16 protein-coding genes are annotated in these 19,817 nt (G+C 50.3%); 7 read left to right on the top strand and 9 right to left on the bottom strand.

Translation table 11 applies throughout. The annotated features are described in order from the left end of the window. Positions 1 to 2 precede the first annotated feature (2 nt). Genes ACXAG2_RS16780 through ACXAG2_RS16760 form a run of 5 tightly spaced genes read left to right on the top strand, consistent with a single transcriptional unit; the run spans position 3 to position 5,076 of the window. Complete coding sequence (locus ACXAG2_RS16780) at positions 3 to 419, top strand: acyl-CoA thioesterase (protein WP_474868856.1); 417 nt, start codon at positions 3 to 5, stop codon at positions 417 to 419. Continuing rightward, positions 416 to 1,135: an outer membrane lipoprotein carrier protein LolA gene (locus tag ACXAG2_RS16775; protein ID WP_474868853.1), complete on the top strand. Its 720-nt coding sequence runs from the start codon at positions 416 to 418 to the stop codon at positions 1,133 to 1,135. Before ACXAG2_RS16780 ends, ACXAG2_RS16775 begins: the two co-directional genes overlap by 4 nt. Positions 1,136 to 1,141: 6 nt before the next feature. Further along, a complete protein-coding gene (locus tag ACXAG2_RS16770; protein WP_474868850.1) occupies positions 1,142 to 3,487 on the top strand; it encodes an MMPL family transporter in 2,346 nt (781 codons plus the stop codon). After that, positions 3,480 to 4,211, top strand: a complete 732-nt coding sequence (gene fabG, locus ACXAG2_RS16765) for a 3-oxoacyl-ACP reductase FabG (RefSeq protein ID WP_474868848.1) — start codon at positions 3,480 to 3,482, stop codon at positions 4,209 to 4,211. The genes ACXAG2_RS16770 and fabG overlap by 8 nt, the downstream gene beginning before the upstream one ends. A gap of 34 nt (positions 4,212 to 4,245) precedes the next feature. Further along, the gene (locus ACXAG2_RS16760) at positions 4,246 to 5,076 is read left to right on the top strand and encodes a hypothetical protein (protein ID WP_474868845.1); all 831 of its coding nucleotides are present in this window, start codon (positions 4,246 to 4,248) and stop codon (positions 5,074 to 5,076) included. A 70-nt stretch (positions 5,077 to 5,146) separates the two neighbouring features. Here the strand turns inward: ACXAG2_RS16760 and ACXAG2_RS16755 are convergent, their stop codons facing one another. From ACXAG2_RS16755 to ACXAG2_RS16725, 7 genes are all read right to left on the bottom strand, one after another. Then, positions 5,147 to 6,595, bottom strand: coding sequence for a TolC family protein (locus ACXAG2_RS16755; RefSeq protein WP_474868843.1), 1,449 nt, complete (start codon positions 6,593 to 6,595; stop codon positions 5,147 to 5,149). After that, positions 6,588 to 9,770: an efflux RND transporter permease subunit gene (locus tag ACXAG2_RS16750; protein WP_474868841.1), complete on the bottom strand. Its 3,183-nt coding sequence runs from the start codon at positions 9,768 to 9,770 to the stop codon at positions 6,588 to 6,590. The genes ACXAG2_RS16755 and ACXAG2_RS16750 overlap by 8 nt, the downstream gene beginning before the upstream one ends. Before the next feature lie 11 nt (positions 9,771 to 9,781). Further along, a complete protein-coding gene (locus ACXAG2_RS16745) occupies positions 9,782 to 10,867 on the bottom strand; it encodes an efflux RND transporter periplasmic adaptor subunit (RefSeq protein ID WP_474868838.1) in 1,086 nt (361 codons plus the stop codon). 203 nt (positions 10,868 to 11,070) lie between these two features. Next, positions 11,071 to 11,400, bottom strand: coding sequence for a hypothetical protein (locus ACXAG2_RS16740; protein ID WP_474868836.1), 330 nt, complete (start codon positions 11,398 to 11,400; stop codon positions 11,071 to 11,073). A 235-nt stretch (positions 11,401 to 11,635) separates the two neighbouring features. After that, on the bottom strand, positions 11,636 to 12,532 hold the full coding sequence (locus ACXAG2_RS16735) for a cation diffusion facilitator family transporter (protein WP_474868833.1): 897 nt from the start codon (positions 12,530 to 12,532) through the stop codon (positions 11,636 to 11,638). Between the two features lie 179 nt (positions 12,533 to 12,711). After that, on the bottom strand, positions 12,712 to 13,590 hold the full coding sequence (locus tag ACXAG2_RS16730) for a LysR family transcriptional regulator (RefSeq protein WP_119502365.1): 879 nt from the start codon (positions 13,588 to 13,590) through the stop codon (positions 12,712 to 12,714). A 168-nt stretch (positions 13,591 to 13,758) separates the two neighbouring features. Beyond that, the gene (locus ACXAG2_RS16725) at positions 13,759 to 14,502 is read right to left on the bottom strand and encodes a TrmH family RNA methyltransferase (RefSeq protein ID WP_474868831.1); all 744 of its coding nucleotides are present in this window, start codon (positions 14,500 to 14,502) and stop codon (positions 13,759 to 13,761) included. 176 nt (positions 14,503 to 14,678) lie between these two features. Here ACXAG2_RS16725 and rlmE point away from each other — a divergent pair, with 176 nt between their 5' ends. Beyond that, complete coding sequence (gene rlmE / locus ACXAG2_RS16720) at positions 14,679 to 15,299, top strand: 23S rRNA (uridine(2552)-2'-O)-methyltransferase RlmE (protein ID WP_474843467.1); 621 nt, start codon at positions 14,679 to 14,681, stop codon at positions 15,297 to 15,299. Positions 15,300 to 15,357: 58 nt separating this feature from the next. Here the strand turns inward: rlmE and fdxA are convergent, their stop codons facing one another. Next, the gene (gene fdxA, locus ACXAG2_RS16715; RefSeq protein ID WP_119502361.1) at positions 15,358 to 15,681 is read right to left on the bottom strand and encodes a ferredoxin FdxA; all 324 of its coding nucleotides are present in this window, start codon (positions 15,679 to 15,681) and stop codon (positions 15,358 to 15,360) included. Positions 15,682 to 15,837: 156 nt separating this feature from the next. Between fdxA and ACXAG2_RS16710 the strand changes: the two genes are divergently transcribed. Further along, positions 15,838 to 17,469 (top strand): NAD(P)/FAD-dependent oxidoreductase, encoded by a 1,632-nt coding sequence (locus tag ACXAG2_RS16710; protein WP_474868828.1) that lies wholly within the window; start codon positions 15,838 to 15,840, stop codon positions 17,467 to 17,469. 48 nt (positions 17,470 to 17,517) lie between these two features. Here the strand turns inward: ACXAG2_RS16710 and ACXAG2_RS16705 are convergent, their stop codons facing one another. After that, complete coding sequence (locus ACXAG2_RS16705) at positions 17,518 to 19,401, bottom strand: PAS domain-containing hybrid sensor histidine kinase/response regulator (protein WP_474843256.1); 1,884 nt, start codon at positions 19,399 to 19,401, stop codon at positions 17,518 to 17,520. Between the last annotated feature and the right edge of the window lie 416 nt (positions 19,402 to 19,817).

Genomic DNA, 19,817 nt, shown 5'->3' with positions numbered 1-19,817 from the left:
CGATGAAAAAAAATCGCCTGAATATCGACATTCCTTTTTTCGATGTGGATGCGTACCGCGTGGTTTGGCACGGTAACTATCCTAAATACATGGAAATGGCCCGCTGTGCGTTGTTGTCTGAAATAGGCTGCCCGTACAGTGTGATGGAAGAGCAGGGGTTCTTTTTCCCCATCGTTGATATTCAGGTGAAGTACATCAAGCCTCTGCTGTTTGAGCAAAAAGTCGTGGTGGAATCCTGGCTGACTGAATGGGAAAACCGCCTGAAAATCAGCTATGCCATTAAAGATCGTGATACCGGTGAGGTGTTCACTAAAGGCAAGACAACCCAGTTTGCGGTGGCTATGCCTGAGCAGATCACCCAGTACGAATCTCCGGCATTTCTTACTGACGCTGTCACTGCATGGATAAATAAATCATGAGTCGCCTTGCGTTCATCAGTTTGCTGACGGGACTGCTGGCAGTGTTGCCGGCTATGGCGGATGCAGAACCTTCCCGGGAAGTTGAAGACAAGGCCACCGAAGAGCAGTTACTCTCTTCCATGTTTCCTTCCGGCTGTCACTTTTCCGGTCAGTTCAGCCAGCAAAAATCTATGCAGGGCCTGCCTGTACCGCTTAAATCTGCCGGTGATTTTTATTATTCCTGCGATCTGGGACTGGTATGGCATACCAGCGAACCCTTCAGTGAAGCCATATTGTACGTGAACAGCACCAACAATTTCAGGGCTGAAGATGATGGCACATTAACGCCTCTCAGCGGCGTTGCCCGTTATATTATGTCGAACATTTTTGTTCGTTTGCTGAAAGGCGACACCGGCTATTTTACTGATGAATTTGCGGTCACTCAGGAACCGGATGGCACATTGTTACTTATTCCTGAAAGCGAGATGATGAGAAAGGGACTGGAAGCTATCCGTATCGCCAAATCCGCGACCGGAGACGGGGATGTCCCGCAACCTGCCGTAACGATTAAAGTCACAGACGCAACCGGGCAAAATACGCAGGTGCTTATTGATCAGATTGAGGAATACAGTTTTGAGGGCAAGCGGAAAGCCTGGGAACAATGTGAAACCCTGTATTCCGGTAAAACAAACTGGTGTCGCGTTCTGCTTTCACCCGCCCGCTTCGACGCATTCTGATCAACGATGATGTCGTTTTTTCTCCGGCTGTGCTTCATTGTTACCCTACTGGCCGGTGTGCTGTTTGTTGTTATCAATCCGCAGGCAGTGCAGATTGATACGAATCTCAACGACTTAAATCCGGATAAAGTACGCGACCCCGCCCTGCAATATGCGCTGGACGCGTTAACTGATGACATCAGCCAGCGTTTTATGGTGGTTGTGCAGAGCGACGACGATAAGCGCACTGAACAAGCTGCCCGTTCATTGCAAACGGCTCTGAATGTCGTGCCTGGCCTGCACGTTGCCAGCAATGATGAAATGCAGGCCGCATATTTGCCTGCTATTACACCCTTCAGGTTCAATTTTCTCAGTGATTCTCAACGGGAAGCCCTCAACGACAAAACCCCTGAACAACTGGCCGCAGCGGCGCAGCGAAAGCTTTATCAGTTGGGAGAGGGCGTCAGACTGGTTCCCTTTGAACAGGATCCCCTCGGCTGGTTTTCAGATTACCTTATCGGGATGTCGGCACGTCTTGAGCCGTCCATGGTGGCTGAAAAGCGCTCCGCAGCCGTTACGTCATTCAGCGTGAGTTTCACTGATTTTCCCGCCGGTATGACGCAGCAGCATGCTGTTTACGAACAAATCAAAGCCGCAGAGCAGGCCGTCAGTGAAGAGTTTGATGTGTCCGTGCTGCATTCCGGGATGTTCTTTTTTGCTGTGGATTCAGCGCAGTCAGCCAAAGCGGATATTCAGCTTATTGCTGCAGGCTCAATAGCCGGCGTACTGGTGCTGATGTTGCTGGTTTTCCGTTCGTTGTTACCGTTAACCCTGGCCCTTGGCTCCATTGCCGCCGGTGTGGGGGCCGGCATTCTCGCCAGCGTATGGGTATACGGTTCTGTGCATGTGCTGACCATTGTTTTCGGTGCCAGTCTGATTGGTATTGTGGTGGATTATTCACTGCACTATTTCTATCACTTCTTATCTGCCGCACAGTCTCCGGCGCAGCCAGCAAATGAGAAAGCCCGTGCCAGCGGTCATGATACCGTGTTGTACCGCGCCATGGTGCTGAGTGTGATTACATCGCTGGTGGGTTATGGTGCCCTGAGCCTGGCTGAACTTACTATTCTTAAGAAAATTGCTCTGTTTTCCTGTGCCGGGCTGGCCATGGCCTGGCTGAGCGTCATGTTGCTGGGGCCGTTAATAGTGCGCCGTCCCATCGAAGCCAGACAGCCGTTGCTGAAAACTGTAATTCGTTCCTGTCAGCGTGTCACTGCCCGACGACCCCGCGCTCTGGCTATTGCCGGACTCGCCATGGCGGTGATGAGTGCCTTGTACCTGTACGCCGGCGGACTGCAGGTGAATGACGATCCCAGACGCTTTTTCCATGTTTCTCCTGCCTTACTTGAGCAGGAGCAGGCTGTATCGGCGCTGACCCAGGTATACGAGCCCGGTCGTTATCTGCTTATCCGCGGGCAACAGCCACAACAGATTTTTGATGCACTGGATCGTTTGCTGACTTCTGAAGGTGTGCACCGCGATTCCGTGAGCAGCATCGCTGACTGGTTGCCTTCACCTGAAGCGCAAAAGGCGGATTATGCATTGCAGGCAAAACTTTACAGTGATGGCGGTGTGCTTGATGTATTTGCCGGCGCGCTGGGTTTACCGCCAGAGTCTGTTGCACCGGTAAAAGCGGCTTACGTTGACGGTGCCGGCAAGGTACTGGATTTCGCCGGTTTGTCTGAACGAGTTGATGGTCTACCGCCGCTCTGGTCGGCAGGAAGAGGGGCCGGTAACAACAAAGAAATAATCAGTTTTGCTCTTATCAGCAAAAACAGTGATTTAGCTGCCATAGAAAAAGCGGCGGCTGCCATTCCTGAAATTGACTATGTGAATACCCTGGGCAATGCCACACTGGCACTGAAATCCCAGCGGGAAACCGGTGCCTTTTTACTGGTTATTGCCTACGGTCTGGTCGGACTGCTGCTGGCGCTCTGGTACCGCAGTGCCGGGGTACTCCGGCTGCTGCTTATTCCTGCATCTGCCAGCCTGATTGCCGTCGCGCTGGTGCTTCTGTGCGGTCAGGCCCTCAATGTGTTTCATGTCATGGCACTGTTTCTGGTGCTGGGACTTGGCATGGATTACATCATCTTTGCCCGTGAAATGGCGGACAAACCGGACACTACCCAACAAGCAATTTTGCTGTCTGCAGTAACCAGCCTGCTGTCTTTCGGCTTGCTGGCATTCAGCGAAATGCCGGTAGTTCAGGCCTTCGGCAGCATCATTCTGATTGGAAATACGATTAATTTTATTGCGGCAATAAGCCTGTTTAACGGTGAGCCTGACAAGAAGGAAAAAGGATCTCATGTCTGAACAAAAAAGAATCCTCGTTACAGGAGCAAGCAGCGGTATCGGAAAAGCCACTGCCTACAAAATGGCTGCGCAGGGGTTTGCCGTAGCGGTACATTACCGCAGTGGTAAAGACGCTGCTGCCAAGGTGGTTGAGGATATTATTGCCGGCGGCGGCAGTGCCGTGGCCCTGCAATTTGATATTGCCGACAGAGACGGAACACGCTCCGCCATTGAAGCCGATATTGAACAAAATGGTGCTTATTACGGTGTGGTCTGTAATGCCGGTGTTACCCGCGATACTGCCTTTCCTGCCATGACCGGTGAAGAGTGGGATGGCGTGGTACACACCAATCTGGATGGTTTCTACAATGTGCTGCATCCGGTGATCATGCCCATGATCAGGCTGCGTCAGGGCGGACGTATTGTTACCCTGTCCTCGGTTTCCGGCCTGATGGGCAACCGCGGGCAAACGAATTACAGCGCGTCTAAAGCCGGCATTATCGGTGCCACTAAAGCGCTGGCTATTGAGCTGGGTAAAAGAAAGATCACAGTAAACTGTGTTGCACCGGGCGTCATTGAAACCGGTATGATTGAAGGGGCGGTGGCAGACGAAGCGAAGAAAATGATTCCCCTTGGCACCTTCGGTCATGTGGATGATGTGGCCAATACCATCGGCTTTCTGGTGTCAGATGAGGCCCGCTATATTTCCCGTCAGGTGATCAGCGTCAATGGCGGTATGTACTGATTTTGAAGTGAAGTGATCTCAACGAAATGGAGTAATGATGAGATATATAAAAACGGCCGTGATGGCAATCGGATTATCGGTAAGCGCCTTGTCTTTCAGTGCAATGGCGGAATTAGGCCCTGAGGAACAGAAGCTGGCGGACATGATGCTTTCCGGCGATATGGTTCAGTTAAAAACAGCGTCAAAACGTATTTTCAGTACTAAAATGGCCGATCCTGAATTACTGGATATTGCTGCGGCTATTCTGCTGAAGAAATATCCCCATGCGGTGCGCAGTGATGTGGACTCCCTGGCGTGGCTGGCACGTGCCATTGGTGCATCCGAAAATGGCCGCTACTACGGCGTGTTGTCTGAAGTGGTGGAAAACACACAGATAGACAAGCTGGAACGCCATGCTGATACCGCTCTCGACGAGTTGCCGGGTGCAGAGGGAGAGCAATTTGTGGCTGGCATGTACACGTTGCCGGAAGATCTTTACAGCAAAGAGGCCGACGCAGATGTAGTCAGTCGTCTTAAAGAGATGATGCTGGCCGGCGACCTTGCCAGTCTGAAACGGGCGGCACAGGAAATGTCATCAAAAGAGCTTCGCAGCGAGGCCCTGTGTGATTTAGCTGCGGAAATATTACTGAGAAACTATGCCACAGCACAGAAGAATCAGGCGGATACTTTTGCCTGGCTGACCAATGCTATCGGCCGCAGCGGAATGGCGCGCTACCGCGATGCATTGCGGGAAGTGGAAGAGCACAGCGAAATCAGAAAGCTGCGCCGCTATGCAGAGTCGAACCGTGATGAACTCAGTGAAGAAACAACAGAACAGTACCGTAAAGGTATGATTGATATTCCTCTGCCGGACTATGCATTCTGAGCAAAACAGCCTGAAAAAAGCGGACAACGAATTGTCCGCTTTTTTGTTTCCGGCAAGGTTTGGTTGAGCTTTAGCTGCGCCAGCCGCCGCCCAGCGACTGATACAATTCCACCAGTGCAGTGAACTGCTCTTTGCGGGTATCAATCAGTTCACTTTTCGCTTCCAGTGACTCCCGGCGTGCCAGCAACACTTCCAGGTATTCACCACGGGCAGAGGCAAACAGTTTGTTGGCAATATTCACCGACGCATCCAGCTGCTCAATCTGGGCTTGTTTTGCTGCATAGCTGTTGCTCAGGTTATCCAGTGCAGACAAGCGGGTGGAAACCTCAGAAACTGCCCTGACAACGGTATACTCGTATTCATAAGCAGCCTGAATCTGCTCAGCACTGGCATTTTTATACTCAGCTTCAATTGCACGGCGGTTGATCAGCGGCGCAAAAATATCGCCGGACAGTGACCAGGCAACAGACTCCGGTGTGTCCAGAAGATACCGGGTATCAAAGGACTCCAGCCCCACACCGGCTTTCAGCGCGAAAGACGGATAGAAGTTGGCGCGGGCAACGTCGATATTCAGCTTCGCCGCCTGCAGTGTCAGTTCAGCCTCACGAATATCGCTGCGGTTGGCAAGCAGTTCAGACGGCACGCCGGCAGAGGGCTTTGTCAGTGATGCTGTCATCAAACGTTCAGCGTTACGCGCAATGGGCTGGGGAGGCCGACCCAGCAGCAAATTAAGCTTGTTCTCAGTGGCAGCAATTTCCTGCCTGACCTGAAACCGCTCGCTCTTATTCTTATTCACTTCAGCCGCAAAGCGGGTGAGTGGTAAAGACGAAGAGCGGCCATAGTGCTTAAGTTGCTCAAGGGTATTGAGCACATGTTGCTGAATATCGATATTGGCATCCAGATTCGCAAGATGGTTATCCAGCGCCAGCAACTCGTAGTAAGTGCGGGCCACTTCCGCCACCATTTCAGTGACGAAGAACTTGCGGCTTTCAATACTGGCCAGATATTCCAGTGACGCGACCTTAGAGGCGTCACGAAGTTTATGCCAGACATCCAGCTCCCAGGAAGCATTAAGGCCAAGGCGCAGATTCGCCAGCGGATCAGGAAATTCCTTCTCTTCGCGGATAGCCAGTTGTTTTTCCACTGCGCCGTCACGGGTATATTCACCGGCTTTCTCCACGCCGGCTTCAGCTCCGGCAGACACCTGAGGCAGGTATTCCCCTTCTCTGGCATAGACTTCATTGGCCGCCATATTAATGCGTTGCAGCATCATGGCGACTTCCTGATTGTTTGCCAGCGCAGTGTCTACCAGAGCAATGAGATCCGGGTCGTTAAACCAGTCTTCCCAGTTTATATTCACCGGCGTCTCTGTCGTTTCAGGTGTGAATTGTTCCGGCATCTCCACACTGGCGTCACGGGTTTCGATATCAGGTATTGCACAACCCTGCAGCAGTAAAGCCGCACTTACCGCGACAACAAGCGGTTTCAGACTAAGGGTAAAACAGCGTGATTTAGTCATTGTCACTCTCCTTATCGTTGTAGTGGTAAGTTTCGGTGAAGGGCAGCTGGTCTTCATTTTTGATGAGAGATTTACCGTCGCCCAGTTTGGCGAATAAATAGTAAAGGCCCGGGATCACCAGCACGCCGAAGACTGTGCCTGTTACCATACCGCCCAGCGCAGATGAACCGATTGTACGGTTGCCCACTGCACCGGCACCGGTAGCGATAACCAGCGGGATCAGGCCGGCAACAAAGGCGAAGGAGGTCATCAGAATTGGCCGGAACCGGGCGGTTGCCGCTTCCACTGCCGCCTCTTTAATAGACAAGCCCTGTTCTTTTTTCTGCACGGCGTATTCCACTATCAGTACGGCGTTTTTACCCAGCAGACCTACCAGCATAACGAGACCGAGCTGGGCATAAACATCGTTTGCCAGACCCATCATTTTCAGCATGGCCAGCGAGCCGAAGATACCGGTTGGCAAGGCAAGAATAACGGCAAAGGGTAACAGCAGACTCTCGTATTGCGCTGCCAGTACAATGTACACGAACAGCAGTACCACCACGAAAATCACCACCGCTTCATTGCCCCGTCTGGCTTCATCAAATGACAAACCTTCCCAGCCAATGTCGTAGCCCCGTGGTAGTGTTTCCGCTGCCACTTCTTCCACAGCCTTAATGGCATCTGCAGACGTATAACCGGCAGCCGGTTCAGCACGGATGGCCGATGAGGTATACAGGTTGTAGCGGGTGATCTCGTTAGGACCTTCGGTTTTGATTAATTTCATGAACGCAGAGTAGGGCACCATTTCCCCTTCTTCATTCCGCACGTAGTAATCCAGCAGATCGCTGGGATAACGGCGGTATTCAGGGGCCGCCTGAGTGTACACTTTGAAGAAGTTATTAAAGCGGGTGAAACCCTGCTCATAAGTACTGCCGATCAGGATATCGAGGTTTTCCATTGCCGCTTTAATGGAAACACCTTTTTGCATGGCGGCCTGGTTGTCGATTTCGATTTTGTACTGGGGATAATCGGCGGCATAGAAGGTAAACAGTCCTTTGAGCTCTTTGCGCTTACCCAGTTCAGCCATGAAGTCTTTGTTGATGTCATCGAATTCATGGTAATCCGTGGTGTTGGTCTTATCCAGCAGACGGAACGACAGGCCGGATGAGGCTCCGTAACCCGGCACAACAGGGGGTTCGAAATACTCAATGACCGCACCGAGGTGGTGGGCCTTCTCTTCCAGTTCCTCAATGATTTCCGGAATAGTCTGCTCACGGTCTGCCCAGTCTTTGAGGTTGATCAGACAGGTACCGGCGTTGGAACCCCGTCCTTCTGTCAGGATTTCATAGCCTGCCAGCGAAGATACCGAAGACACGCCTTCAATTTCCAGCGCCATTTCCTGCAATTCTCTGGCAACTTTATTGGTTGCTTCCAGTGTACTGCCGGGGGGCGTCTGGATAATGGCGTAGATTTGTCCCTGATCTTCACCGGGAATAAAACCTGCCGGTAAGTTAGCGTTTACTCCCACGGTACCGGCAACAAAGGCTACCAGTAAAACGGCGGTTACCGTGCGGCGGGTAACCACAGCCCTCACCAGGCCCGTGTAGCGCCCGGTAACTTTATCAAACACGTGGTTGAAGCTGTTGATGAACATACTTACCGGCGTGCGTTTCTGTGGCTGACCGTGATGATTCTTCAGCAACATGGCGCACAATACCGGTGTCAGTGACAGCGCCACAATACAGGAAATGATAATGGCAGATGCCATGGTAATGGAGAACTGACGGTAGAAAACGCCCACCGGACCGGTCATAAAGATAAGCGGAATAAATACCGCCACCATTACCAGGGTAATGGCAATAATCGCACCGCCCATCTCGCCCAGTACCTGCCGGGTGGCGTTGTAGGGCGTGATGGCTGCATCAACTTCCATCTTGGCATGCACGGCTTCCACCACCACAATGGCGTTATCCACCACAATCCCGATAGCCAGAACCATCGCAAACAGGGTGATAAGGTTGATGTTGACATCGAAGGCCTGCATACAGAAAAAGGTACCAATCAGCGATACCGGTACGGCGATGATGGGAATGAGGGTAGAGCGCCAGTCTCCGAGGAAAATAAACACCACCATAGATACCAGCACAAATGCTTCGGCCAGCGTATGCAGTACCTGCTCAACAGACGCATCAAGGAATTTGGATACATCGTAGTTGATTTCGTATTCCATGCCCGGCGGGAAGGTATCCTGCAGCTCTTCCATTTTGGCTTTCACCTGCTCAATCACATCACTGGCGCTGCTGCCGTAACTTTGTTTAAGCACAATGGCTGCTGAGGGATAACCGTCTTTGTTGGAGTAAATATCAAAGAATTCACTGCCCAGTTCCACATCGGCCACATCGCCCAGTTTCAGTAATTTACCGTCGGAGTCTGCGCGGATAATGATGTTCTTGTATTCTTCCGGTTTGTTGTACCGGCCTTCATACACCAGTACATATTCCTTGGACTGGGCACTTAACCCTGAGCTGCGTCCCAGACGGCCCGGCCGTCCTATCAGGCTCTGCTCGTCCATGGCCTCCATAATTTCCTCAGTGGAAATATTGTAGGCCCGCATGCGGTCAGGTTTCAGCCACACACGCATGGCGTACTGACGGCTACCAAGAATTTTAGCGCTGGCGATACCGTTCACACGCTGAATTTCAGGAATGATATTGATGTTGGAATAGTTATAGAGAAACTTTTCATCCGCATCTTTATCCGTGCTGAACACGTTAATATACATCAGCATGCTGGGTTGCACGCGGTTTACCACCACCCCTTCAAGCTGAACGAGTTGCGGCAGACGGTTTTTGATCTGATCAAGCCGGTTCTTCACGTTCATCAGTGCCTGATTAGGATCCACACCCAGCTCGAAAATCACCTGAATCGTGGCTTCACCGGCGCTGGTGGCGTCAGACACAATGTACTTCATGCCCGGCACACCGTTAATGGAGCGCTCAATAGTAACCAGAGAGGACTTTACCAGCACATCAGCATTGGAACCCGGGTATGCCAGAGAGATCAGCACCCGAGGCGGGGCAATATCCGGATACTGGGATGTAGGTAAAGAAAAAATCGACAATACGCCCAGAAACACAATCATGAGCGACAGCATAATGGCCATGACAGGCCGCTTTATAAAAACTCCAAACATAATCGCGACCTTTACTCTGCTGCCAACTCAAGGCTGTCGAAGACTTCTTCAGGAGACACCATGTCTGCTTCGATTTGCTGACCGTCCCTGACCCGGCGTAATCCGTCGATAAGCACGGTGTCACTTTCTTCCAGTCCGATTGCCACAATGAATACATGGGGAAGTTCTGCGGCAATCTGAATGTGTCTGGTGTGCAGAGTATTATTGTCGTCAACGACGTACACATAGGTTTGATCGAGTATGTCGAAAGTGGCTTTTTGCGGGATCAGCACACTGTCAGGATAGTCAACGTCCATCAGTACGTTACCTGTTTGTCCGTGACGCAGCAGGCCATCGGGATTCGGGAACGAAGCCCGCATTTCAATGGTACCTGTGGTGTTATCAAAGTCAGCTTCAATGGTATCGATATGGCCGGGTTGTTCGTACACCGAGCCGTTAGCCAGCTTTAGCCGCACAGTAGTTTCAGTGATATCCTGACCGCGCTGAACATAATCCAGATACTGAGATTCCGGCATATTGAAATACACCCACATGGTGCTGAGATCAGATAAGGTGGTGAGCAATTCACCTTCATCCAGCAGGCTGCCGGTTCGCGCTTCAAGGTGGTCCATTTTGCCGGTGAACGGCGCGCGGATGTCGGTAAAATCCAGGTGGGTTTGTGCCAGCGCTACCTCTGCCAGGGCTTTGTCATACCCTGCTTTGACGACGGCCAGTTCAGTATCAGACACAATATCCTGCGATTGCAGCGAACGGGTATTTTCGTATTCCACTCTGGCGGCTTCCGCCTCTGCCTGTGCTTTATGAAGTTCGGCTTCATAAACAGCCGGCATAATTTTGAACATAGGCTGACCGGCTTTTACCGTTTGCCCTTCATCCACAAAGGTGTTTTGCAGATAGCCTTTCTCCATGGCACGCACTTCGATGTGCTGAATGGCACGGATTTGACTGACATACTCTTTCACGGTTGTGTTGTTCTGACGCAGAGGATGGGTGACATCAAACTCTACAGTTTGTTCATGGCCAGCGGTTTCATCGTGACCGCAGCCGCCAAGCAGCGCTGTCACTACACTTAAAGTCAGGATTGTTCTCGTTTTCATAGATCACGTTTTTTATGGTTATTGCGCCTGCGCAGGGACATGCGCAGGCCCGACGCGGCCCCGTCACACACACTCAGAGTGTGTGGCGAAGAAAAGGCCGCAGAAATCCATCCGGTCAGAAATGGGATCTGTCCGGACTTGCCTGTGAGAAAAATATCGTTGAAGTGTCCCCGGAGCAGTGCGCAGGCACTATTCCGGAATGATTACGCGTAGGGCGGCGCCCGGGGCGGAGGTAACTTGTAGCGGCAGGTGGACGGGGTGGTGAAGTGAGAGGGCCTGACGGAGACAAGCGCCGGAGTGCAGGCAGAAACAGTGAGAACTTCTGTGACCGGCACAGACGGGTCCGGTTGCTCTTCATCTGTATTATCGACTTCAAAACCCAGCGTACACATAGAGGCATCCACATGGGATGTCGTGACGGTGGTGAGGTAAACCTGTTTGTTTTCAATCAGAAATGCGCAGAACACCAGCAGCAGTAAAGCGGGAAGCTTTTGCCGGATAAATTGTTCGCGAAATTGCTGAAAATTTAACATGTTGAGTAGGTTACCACTAAAAAAAGCGCCGCAAATCCTACGCATTGCTGTACTGGCTGACAAGCAGATGTGAGATAACCTGAGGATTTTGAGGGTTACTTTATCGCAGGAGGAAAAGATCAACGGGAGTTGTAAATATAACGCTGCCAGCTTGTTAAAATGTTGGCAGGTAAACAAGCTGGCGGGATTGTACCGTATCCGGCATGGCTCAGTCAGTCAGGTAACCGCCGGCAGCTTAGCCGGCGATATTCACGGTAATTTGCAGTTTGAGGGGCAAGTCAGACAGCTTTTCGCGGATGGTTTCACGGGTTTGCTCGATATCTTTCACGCGGATAACATCACTGCTATCAGGATAAAAGTCGACATCTACCCACAACTCGCGACCGACTTTTGCCACACCGGATAATTCAATTTCCTGGTCTGACTCTTCAACCGCAGCGGCCACGCTTTCATCAATGGTTTGACGAAGCTCTTCTGCGGGCGCCATTAAGAACAGCTCGCGCATTGCTGACATCAGCATCGTAAAAGGCACTTTGATGAAGAACGCTGATATAGCTAACATCATCACCGGGTCCGCATACACCGCGAAAGAGGCAAGGGGACTGAGTGACAATAACCAGGCAATCACAAATCCTGCTGTCACGGCTACACTCAATAATGTGTCCATCTGCCACTGACTGGCTTCAGCTTCAATCAGGTCTGATGACACAGGTTTATTCTTCGCAGCCACGTTCCACCACACAAAGACACAACCAATTACGTTAACCACACCGAATACGGTAGCGACTGACGCATCGACTTCATGGCCCCCTGTCAGCAGTGAAACAATGGCGGAGTAGAGGGAATAGCCGACAACCAGCAGGATCACCGCACCTTTTACAGCTATGACGGCCGGTTCAAAAATGGCACGGCCAAAGGTGAAGCGGTCACAGGACGGGCGCATAACGAAACGGGAAGCTGCCAGCGACAATAAAGTTAACAGCAGGCTCACCAGTGAATACACACCGTCGAAAACAATAACCATTGAGTCAACAAACAGTCCGACCATCAGGCCTGCAACGGCAAAAAGGCCGGCAAAAAGGGCTGAAAGTGTCAGTGTTTGCTTTTCGTTATTACGGGTACGGGCACACATGGGAAAGATAACCTCTGAAAAATCTGCGCTGATTTTCGCCCGGTGGCGGTAATTTACAATGACGATTTGGTCGCGTGATAGAGGGCTGACAGGGGGGGGTTGGAAAAGTTTATTTAAAACAATGAGATAAAGATAAAACTTGCTGTCAATAATTTTGACAGCAGCCGCGTGCTTTTACATCAGAAGTCAAAAAGGTAGTCGCTCAGCTTATCGGCAAGCCAGGCCATGGCCGGGTTTTCAGCACTGCCGTTGAGGCTGACCATGCAATAATCTTCCTGAGTAAGGCCATAGGTATGGCGGATAACCGACAGGCGCTGCTCACGCAAATGATGGCGGATGAGTGGTTCAGGCAGCACACCCCAGGCACTTTCAGTCAGAATGGTATTCAGCATAAATTCAAAACTGGAGAACCCGATGTAGTGGCGGGAGAAGGGTTCAAGACTGGAGTTATTCTGCTCGTTCAGATACACCATCGCCGCCTGCATAGCATTGCGGAGATCTTCATCGGTTACCCGTTTCAGGCGGGTCAGCGGGTGGGAAGCACTGCACACCGACATCATGCGAATTTTGCCCAGTGGTTTGTAGCTGATCCTGGCATCATCGAAACGCTCGTAATCCACGCCAAAAGCATAATCCACCTGCTGGGTAGCAACCAGATTGGCAAGGTCACCGCTGGACGCCAGCACGAGGTTGAAGGACGTATTCGGAAACAGTTTATTCAGCGAGTGGATAAAGCCTTGCCAGACAGGGTCTGGCAATGAATCGTCCGGCGCAATCCATACTTCAGCAGCAAATTCACCGGTTACCTGCGCGCAGGTGCCGCGAATACGGGTGGCGGTGATGAGCATACTTTCGCAGTCTTTATAAATGGCTTTACCCACTTCCGATAGCTCAATCTTATTACCAGTACGCACAAATAAATCCACACCCAGCTCACTTTCCAGCACTTTAATGGCCATGCTCAGTTTGCTGCGGTTACATTCCAGCTGACGGGCAGCTTCCGATACCGAGCCTGTTTCGGCGATGGCACAGAAAGCTTCAATCTGCGACAGGTTCATAGGGCTCCTGTTGAATGCCGGTGACTATCTGAGGTGTTTAATCTGACCGGTGTGGTTAGTCTGTCTGGTAGTGATTGATTGTACGTGTGAAACCGTCCCGCCGGTAGTCGCAGGTCAATGTATTTGATTCATAGTCCGGAGTCACTGGCATAAATTATCAGGTAGCTATCAGCTGTTGCTCAGTGAAAGCTGATACACGCACATGCCAACCGCGCTGGCGAGATTCAGTGATTCAATCTGGCCGTTGCCGGGAATGGTGAAGGCCTCAGCGCCGGCCCGGGCCAGTGCGTCTTCCGGTATACCACGGGCTTCGTTGCCAAACAGGTAGCAGGGAAAATCGTTGAACTGCGGGTCGCTGATGGCTTTACCGTTAAGATCAAGGCAGGCAAAGCGGGTAAAGCGTTGCTGACAATCATCCAGTGTAACATCGGTTTCTACCGGCAGATGAAAAATTGCCCCCATACTCGCACGCACCGCTTTGGAATTAAACGGGTCAACGCTGTTGGGGCTCAGCAGTAACCGGAAGCCTCCGAACCAGGCCAGAGAACGTAAAATGGTGCCCAGGTTCCCGGGGTCCTGAATTTCATGTAAATAAATACTTCGCTCACCGGCGGTTTTATTCTCAGGTGCCACAGCATGGGCTGCCAGCGGTACTCTGGCAATCACGCCCTGCGGGGTTTTGGTATCGCTGAGTGAAGCCATTTGCCGGTCTGTGACAGTTACTACATCAAAACGGGTGTCCAGCTCAATGCCACGGGAAAGCCAGCTTTCCGTTACGTACAGAGTGACAGACTGCGCCATCAATGACGAGCGTTGCAGTTCCTGAATTAAATGCTCACCTTCAACAAGATAAAAGCCAAACTGCGAACGGTATTTCTTCTGGTGCAGTTTTTTTACGTCGTCTAATTTCATGTGCAGGTAAGTTCCGGAAACAGTGTTGCAAAAAGCGGTAATAAGCTGCGCATTGTAGCCTGTAACCGCAGGGAAGTCAGGCAGGCTGTGAAGTTTGTTGGTGCGCTGCATTTGCAAAACCGCTGTGCGTGATTACAATGAACGCCGTTTTCCCTTTAGCTACTGCAGAACTGACTATGGCCCGCTCAAAAACCAGCAAAAAATGGATGGAAGAACACGTTAATGATCCCTACGTTAAAAAAGCGCAGGCTGACGGTTACCGTTCACGGGCAAGTTACAAGCTTCTCGAAATTAATGAAAAAGACAAATTGTTCCGACCCGGCAGCGTGGTCATGGATCTGGGGTCTGCACCCGGTGGCTGGTCGCAAATTGTGGCGCCCATCGTTGGTGACAACGGGCGGGTGATTGCGTCAGATATTCTGCCCATGGACAGCATTATCGGCGTGGATTTTATTCAGGGCGATTTCACTGATGAAGCCGTTTATGACCAGATCCTGAATACCCTCGGGGATGACCGGGTCGATGTGGTGGTGTCTGATATGGCGCCAAACATGAGTGGTGTGAATACCACCGATCAGTATGCGTCTATGTATCTGGTTGAGCTGGCACTGGACATGGCCAGAAACGTATTACAACCGGGTGGCAGCTTCTGTGCAAAAGTGTTTCAGGGCGTAGGCTACGATGAGTACGTGAAAGATGTACGAACGTCATTTTCAAAAGTGGTGGTAAGAAAACCTGCGGCGTCCCGCCCGCGTTCCCGGGAAGTGTATCTGGTGGCTACCGGATTCAAGGGCTGAACCGGCCTGTATGCGCCAGCGGCGGCGCATACTGCATGCTAAGCCTGTTTGTCGCAGCTCAGCGTTCCAGCAGCGGCAGTTTGTCCGGCACACCGTTCCAGCTGTCGGCATCCTCCGGCGGCGCAATTACCTCTGTAATATTCGGCCATTGCTGACTCAGTTCCGCATTGATTTCCTGCCAGGGCTTTTGCTCTTCGGTTAAATGGGTATCCTGAATAATCGCTTCGGCAGGGCATTCCGGCACACACAAAGCACAATCAATACAAATGGCCGGATCGATAGCCAGAAAGTTCGGACCTTCAAAAAACGCATCCACCGGACACACGGCGACGCAGTCGGTGTATTTGCACTTCACGCAGTTGTCGGTTACTACAAATGTCATGGTTTATCCGCATGTCTGAAAATGTGGGCGGATTATAAGTGTAAAGCAGAGGGATCAAAAGACAAATGCCGGTGAATGTCTACCGGATCGTCAGTATCTGCATTACACTATGCTGGCTCTGACAGACAGGCTGTCCGGCGAACCAGGAAATCCCTCATGTTGCGTTTAACCGATATAAAACTTCCCCTTGATCATAACGACGATGCCTTGCCGCAGGCCATCATCAGTAAGCTTGGTATTGCTGCCAGTGATTTGTTTGAAACCAGTGTGTTTAAGCGCGGTTATGACGCCCGCAACAATAAAGATATTCAGTTGATTTACACTGTGGATGTGTCGGTAAACCATGAGGAAAAATTACTGGAAAAATTCAGCGCTGATCAGCAGGTCAGAATCACGCCGGATATGACGTATAAGTTTGTTGCGCAGGCACCGGAAAATCTGAACAACCGCCCGGTGGTGGTGGGACTCGGTCCCTGCGGTATTTTCGCCGCGTTAATCCTCGCACAGATGGGTTTCAAACCCATTGTGCTTGAACGGGGCAAAGCGGTGCGTGAACGTACCAAAGATACCTTCGGTTTCTGGCGCAAACAGCCTTTAAATCCCGAATCCAATGTGCAGTTCGGGGAGGGCGGTGCCGGTACATTCTCTGACGGCAAGCTGTACAGTCAGGTAAAAGATCGTAAACACTACGGACGCAAAGTGCTGCATGAATTTGTGGAAGCCGGTGCGCCGGAAGAAATTCTGTATGTGAGTAAGCCCCACATCGGTACATTCAAACTGGTGAGCATGGTTGAGAAAATGCGTCAGCAAATTATCGACCTTGGCGGTGAAATCCGTTTCTCCACGCGGCTAGAAAAGCTCGATATGGATGAAAAAGACGGCGAATATGCGGTGAAAGGCCTGCATTTGTCTGACGGCGGCTATCTGGCCTGCAAGCAGGTAATTCTGGCGTTGGGTCACAGCGCCCGGGACACCTTCCAAAACCTGTACGACCAGGGCGTATATATTGAAGCAAAACCTTTCTCTATCGGTTTTCGCATTGAACACGAACAGAGCATGATTGATAAATGCCGTTTCGGTGATAACGCCGGAAATCCCATCCTGGGTGCTGCCGATTACAAGCTGGTGCATCATTGTAAAAATGGCCGCACGGTGTACAGTTTCTGTATGTGTCCGGGCGGTACCGTGGTCGCGGCGGCCTCTGAACCGGGTCGTGTGGTCACCAACGGCATGAGCCAATACTCGCGTCATGAACGCAATGCGAACAGTGCCATTGTGGTAGGCATCACGCCGGAAGAAGATTATCCCGGTCACCCGCTGGCGGGGATTGAATTACAGCGCAGGCTGGAGGAAATGGCCTTTAAAGCCGGTGGCGAAAACTACCATGCGCCGGGCCAGCTTATCGGCGATTTTCTTGCCGGTAAGCCAAGCGCAGAATTGGGAGACGTCACGCCGTCTTATACGCCGGGCGTTACCCTGACAGATTTAAGCAAAGTGGTGCCGGGCTATGTCACTGAAGCTATCCGTGAAGCCATTCCTGCGTTCGACCGCCAGATAAAAGGCTTTGCCAAAGCTGATGGCACGCTGACCGGTGTGGAAACCCGTACCTCGTCTCCGGTTTGTATTAAGCGTGGTAAGGATTACCAGAGCGTGAACGTAAAGGGTTTGTACCCGGCCGGTGAGGGCGCAGGTTATGCCGGCGGGATCTGGTCTGCGGGCATTGACGGCATCCGCGTGGCAGAAGCGCTGGCTATGGCATTTACTAACCTGGTTGACTCACAGAGCTGACGATTTGCCGGTTGACGGGGATGGTGAGTAAATTAGCGTAGCTGGTAATCAGCGGTTTTTCTTCCGTAAATATAAGTCTAGTCTACTGTATAGCTTACCGGCCTCAACGGGTTTAGCGAGATGTTCATTAAAACCTCCATCAAGGTAGGTTTTGATGTCCTCTAACATCACGTTAGCAGTAAGTGCGAGTATGGGAATAGTGCTATTATCGCGGCGAATCTGTTTACAGGCTTCAAGGCCGTCTAATTCAGGCATCTGAATGTCCATCAAAATTAAATCAGGTTTAAATATTTGAGTTAGTTCAACGGCCTCATGTCCATTCTCCGCTACCCTGACTTCGGCATTGGTTTTCTCCAGCATTGATGTAATGATAACCTGATTAATATCATTATCTTCGGCAACGAGAATTTTTTTACCGGTGAGGTCAGGGGCATTGGCGTTTGATATTTTTATTGGCTCTGCCTTTTCGGCTTTTCCCAGAGGTAAAGTAACGGAAAAAGTAGTCCCTTTATCCTTCTGACTGGTCACCGTCAGTGTGCCATTCATCAGTTCTACAAGGCTTTTTGTTATGGCCATTCCCAAACCAGTACCGCCATATTTGCGGGTGGTTGAAGTATCTGCTTGTGTAAACCTCTCAAATAATCCGTCTATTACTTTTTGTTCCATACCAATACCTGTGTCGATAACCTGAATCGTCAACGCTGACGAGGCCGTGGTTTGCTCAGAGTACATTGCAACTGTGACGCTACCGGTATCTGTGAACTTTACTGCGTTAGAAATGAGGTTCGTGATAATTTGCTTTACTCTTACTGGGTCTCCCAACCAAACATCGTGTAGATTCTTTTGCAGGGAGCTTCGGAATACAATGTTTTTTGCCTTTGCACGGGGAACAAAATTGGAAGCGACCTCGTTTAACAGTTGTCTGATAGAAAATGCTATTTTTTCGAGGGATAACATCTCTGCTTCAATTTTTGAGAAATCCAGAATGTCATTAACAATTTTAAGCAGGTAGTAAGATGAAGTAAGCGCATTGCTTAAAAGTTTTCTGTCAGAAGACTTAGTCAATTCGTCTTCGAGTAACTGAAGGGTACCCAAAATACCATTCATAGGTGTACGAATCTCATGGCTCATTGAGGCCAGAAAGCGACTTTTGGCAATATTCGCAACTTCGGCCTTTCTTTTTGCTGCTTCCAGCTCCAGAGATTTTTTAACCCGATCAGTTACATCCTGAAATGTACCGAAAATAGAACTAATACTTCCTGTCGCGTCATGTTCTACCATCCCCTTACTATGCACATGTCGTATTTCACCGGACGGACGGACAATTCTTAATTTTACTTCCCAACCTTCTCCTTTTTCGACTGCCTCATTAACGTGATTCTGGACGATAGAAATATCGTCCGGATGGTAAAAATCGATGGCAGATTGCAGCGATGGTTCATAATCACTTTTACTAACGCCGTGAATGCGGTATATCTCATCGGACCAAAATACCTTTTCATTTACAACGTCAACACTCCAGTGTCCTAAGGAAGCAATCAACTCAGCTTGTTGCAACAAAGCTTTTTGTTTTCTGTCTGCTTCTTCTAATACCACCTTCCCGGTGATAATAGTCGCTGATGCGACTATTTCGGTATCTGAGGTGGCTTTTGCAAACCACTCAAGCCAGACATCTTCACCTGAGATACTTTTGTAGCGGTTCCGAAAACCCTCAACAGTGCGTTTACTATTGAAAAGTGCCGCCATCGTGGCGCTGGTGTCAGCCCGATCCTCAGGGTGTACGTAGGATAAAAAGGGCTGGTTCTTCAGTGCATCGAGACTCCAGCCTAAACTGACGACCCAATAGTTATTCAGATAAGTATAATATCCGTCCTTGTTCGCTTTACAGACAAGCGTATTGAGGGAATCTAACAGGGACTCAGTATCAGACATTATAGCACCTCTTCATTTCCTTTAATGGTGACGGGTAATACGTCTAAACTACAGACGAACATCGTGAACATCATTATCCCTTTAAATACAAATAAAAGAAAAAATAAATATTCCAGAATCTGCATTGAGGGGCTTATGTCATTGCAGCGCCAGATTTTGAAATCCCGCTAAGGTAAATTAAGTGAGCTTAACATTAAGGTAACATCACTTTCTGGAGAACGCGTTCTTACAATATTTTTGTTCTCGCAACCATTTGGTTCAAATAGATAATTTATAGTGGTGATGGCTGTGATAGGAAAAATAGTGTTGTGAACTTTATGTTATTCATTACCTCGTTGTCTTTTTATCGTTTTCGCACCCGTTGATATTGCCGTTAATTTACTCTCCCTGCATTATCGGGCTATGCATTTTTCATC

Source organism: Alteromonas sp. ABH4_456 (assembly GCF_056160645.1).
The sequence above is the reverse complement of the archived record's forward strand: the minus strand, read 5'-3'. Positions and strand labels throughout refer to the sequence as shown.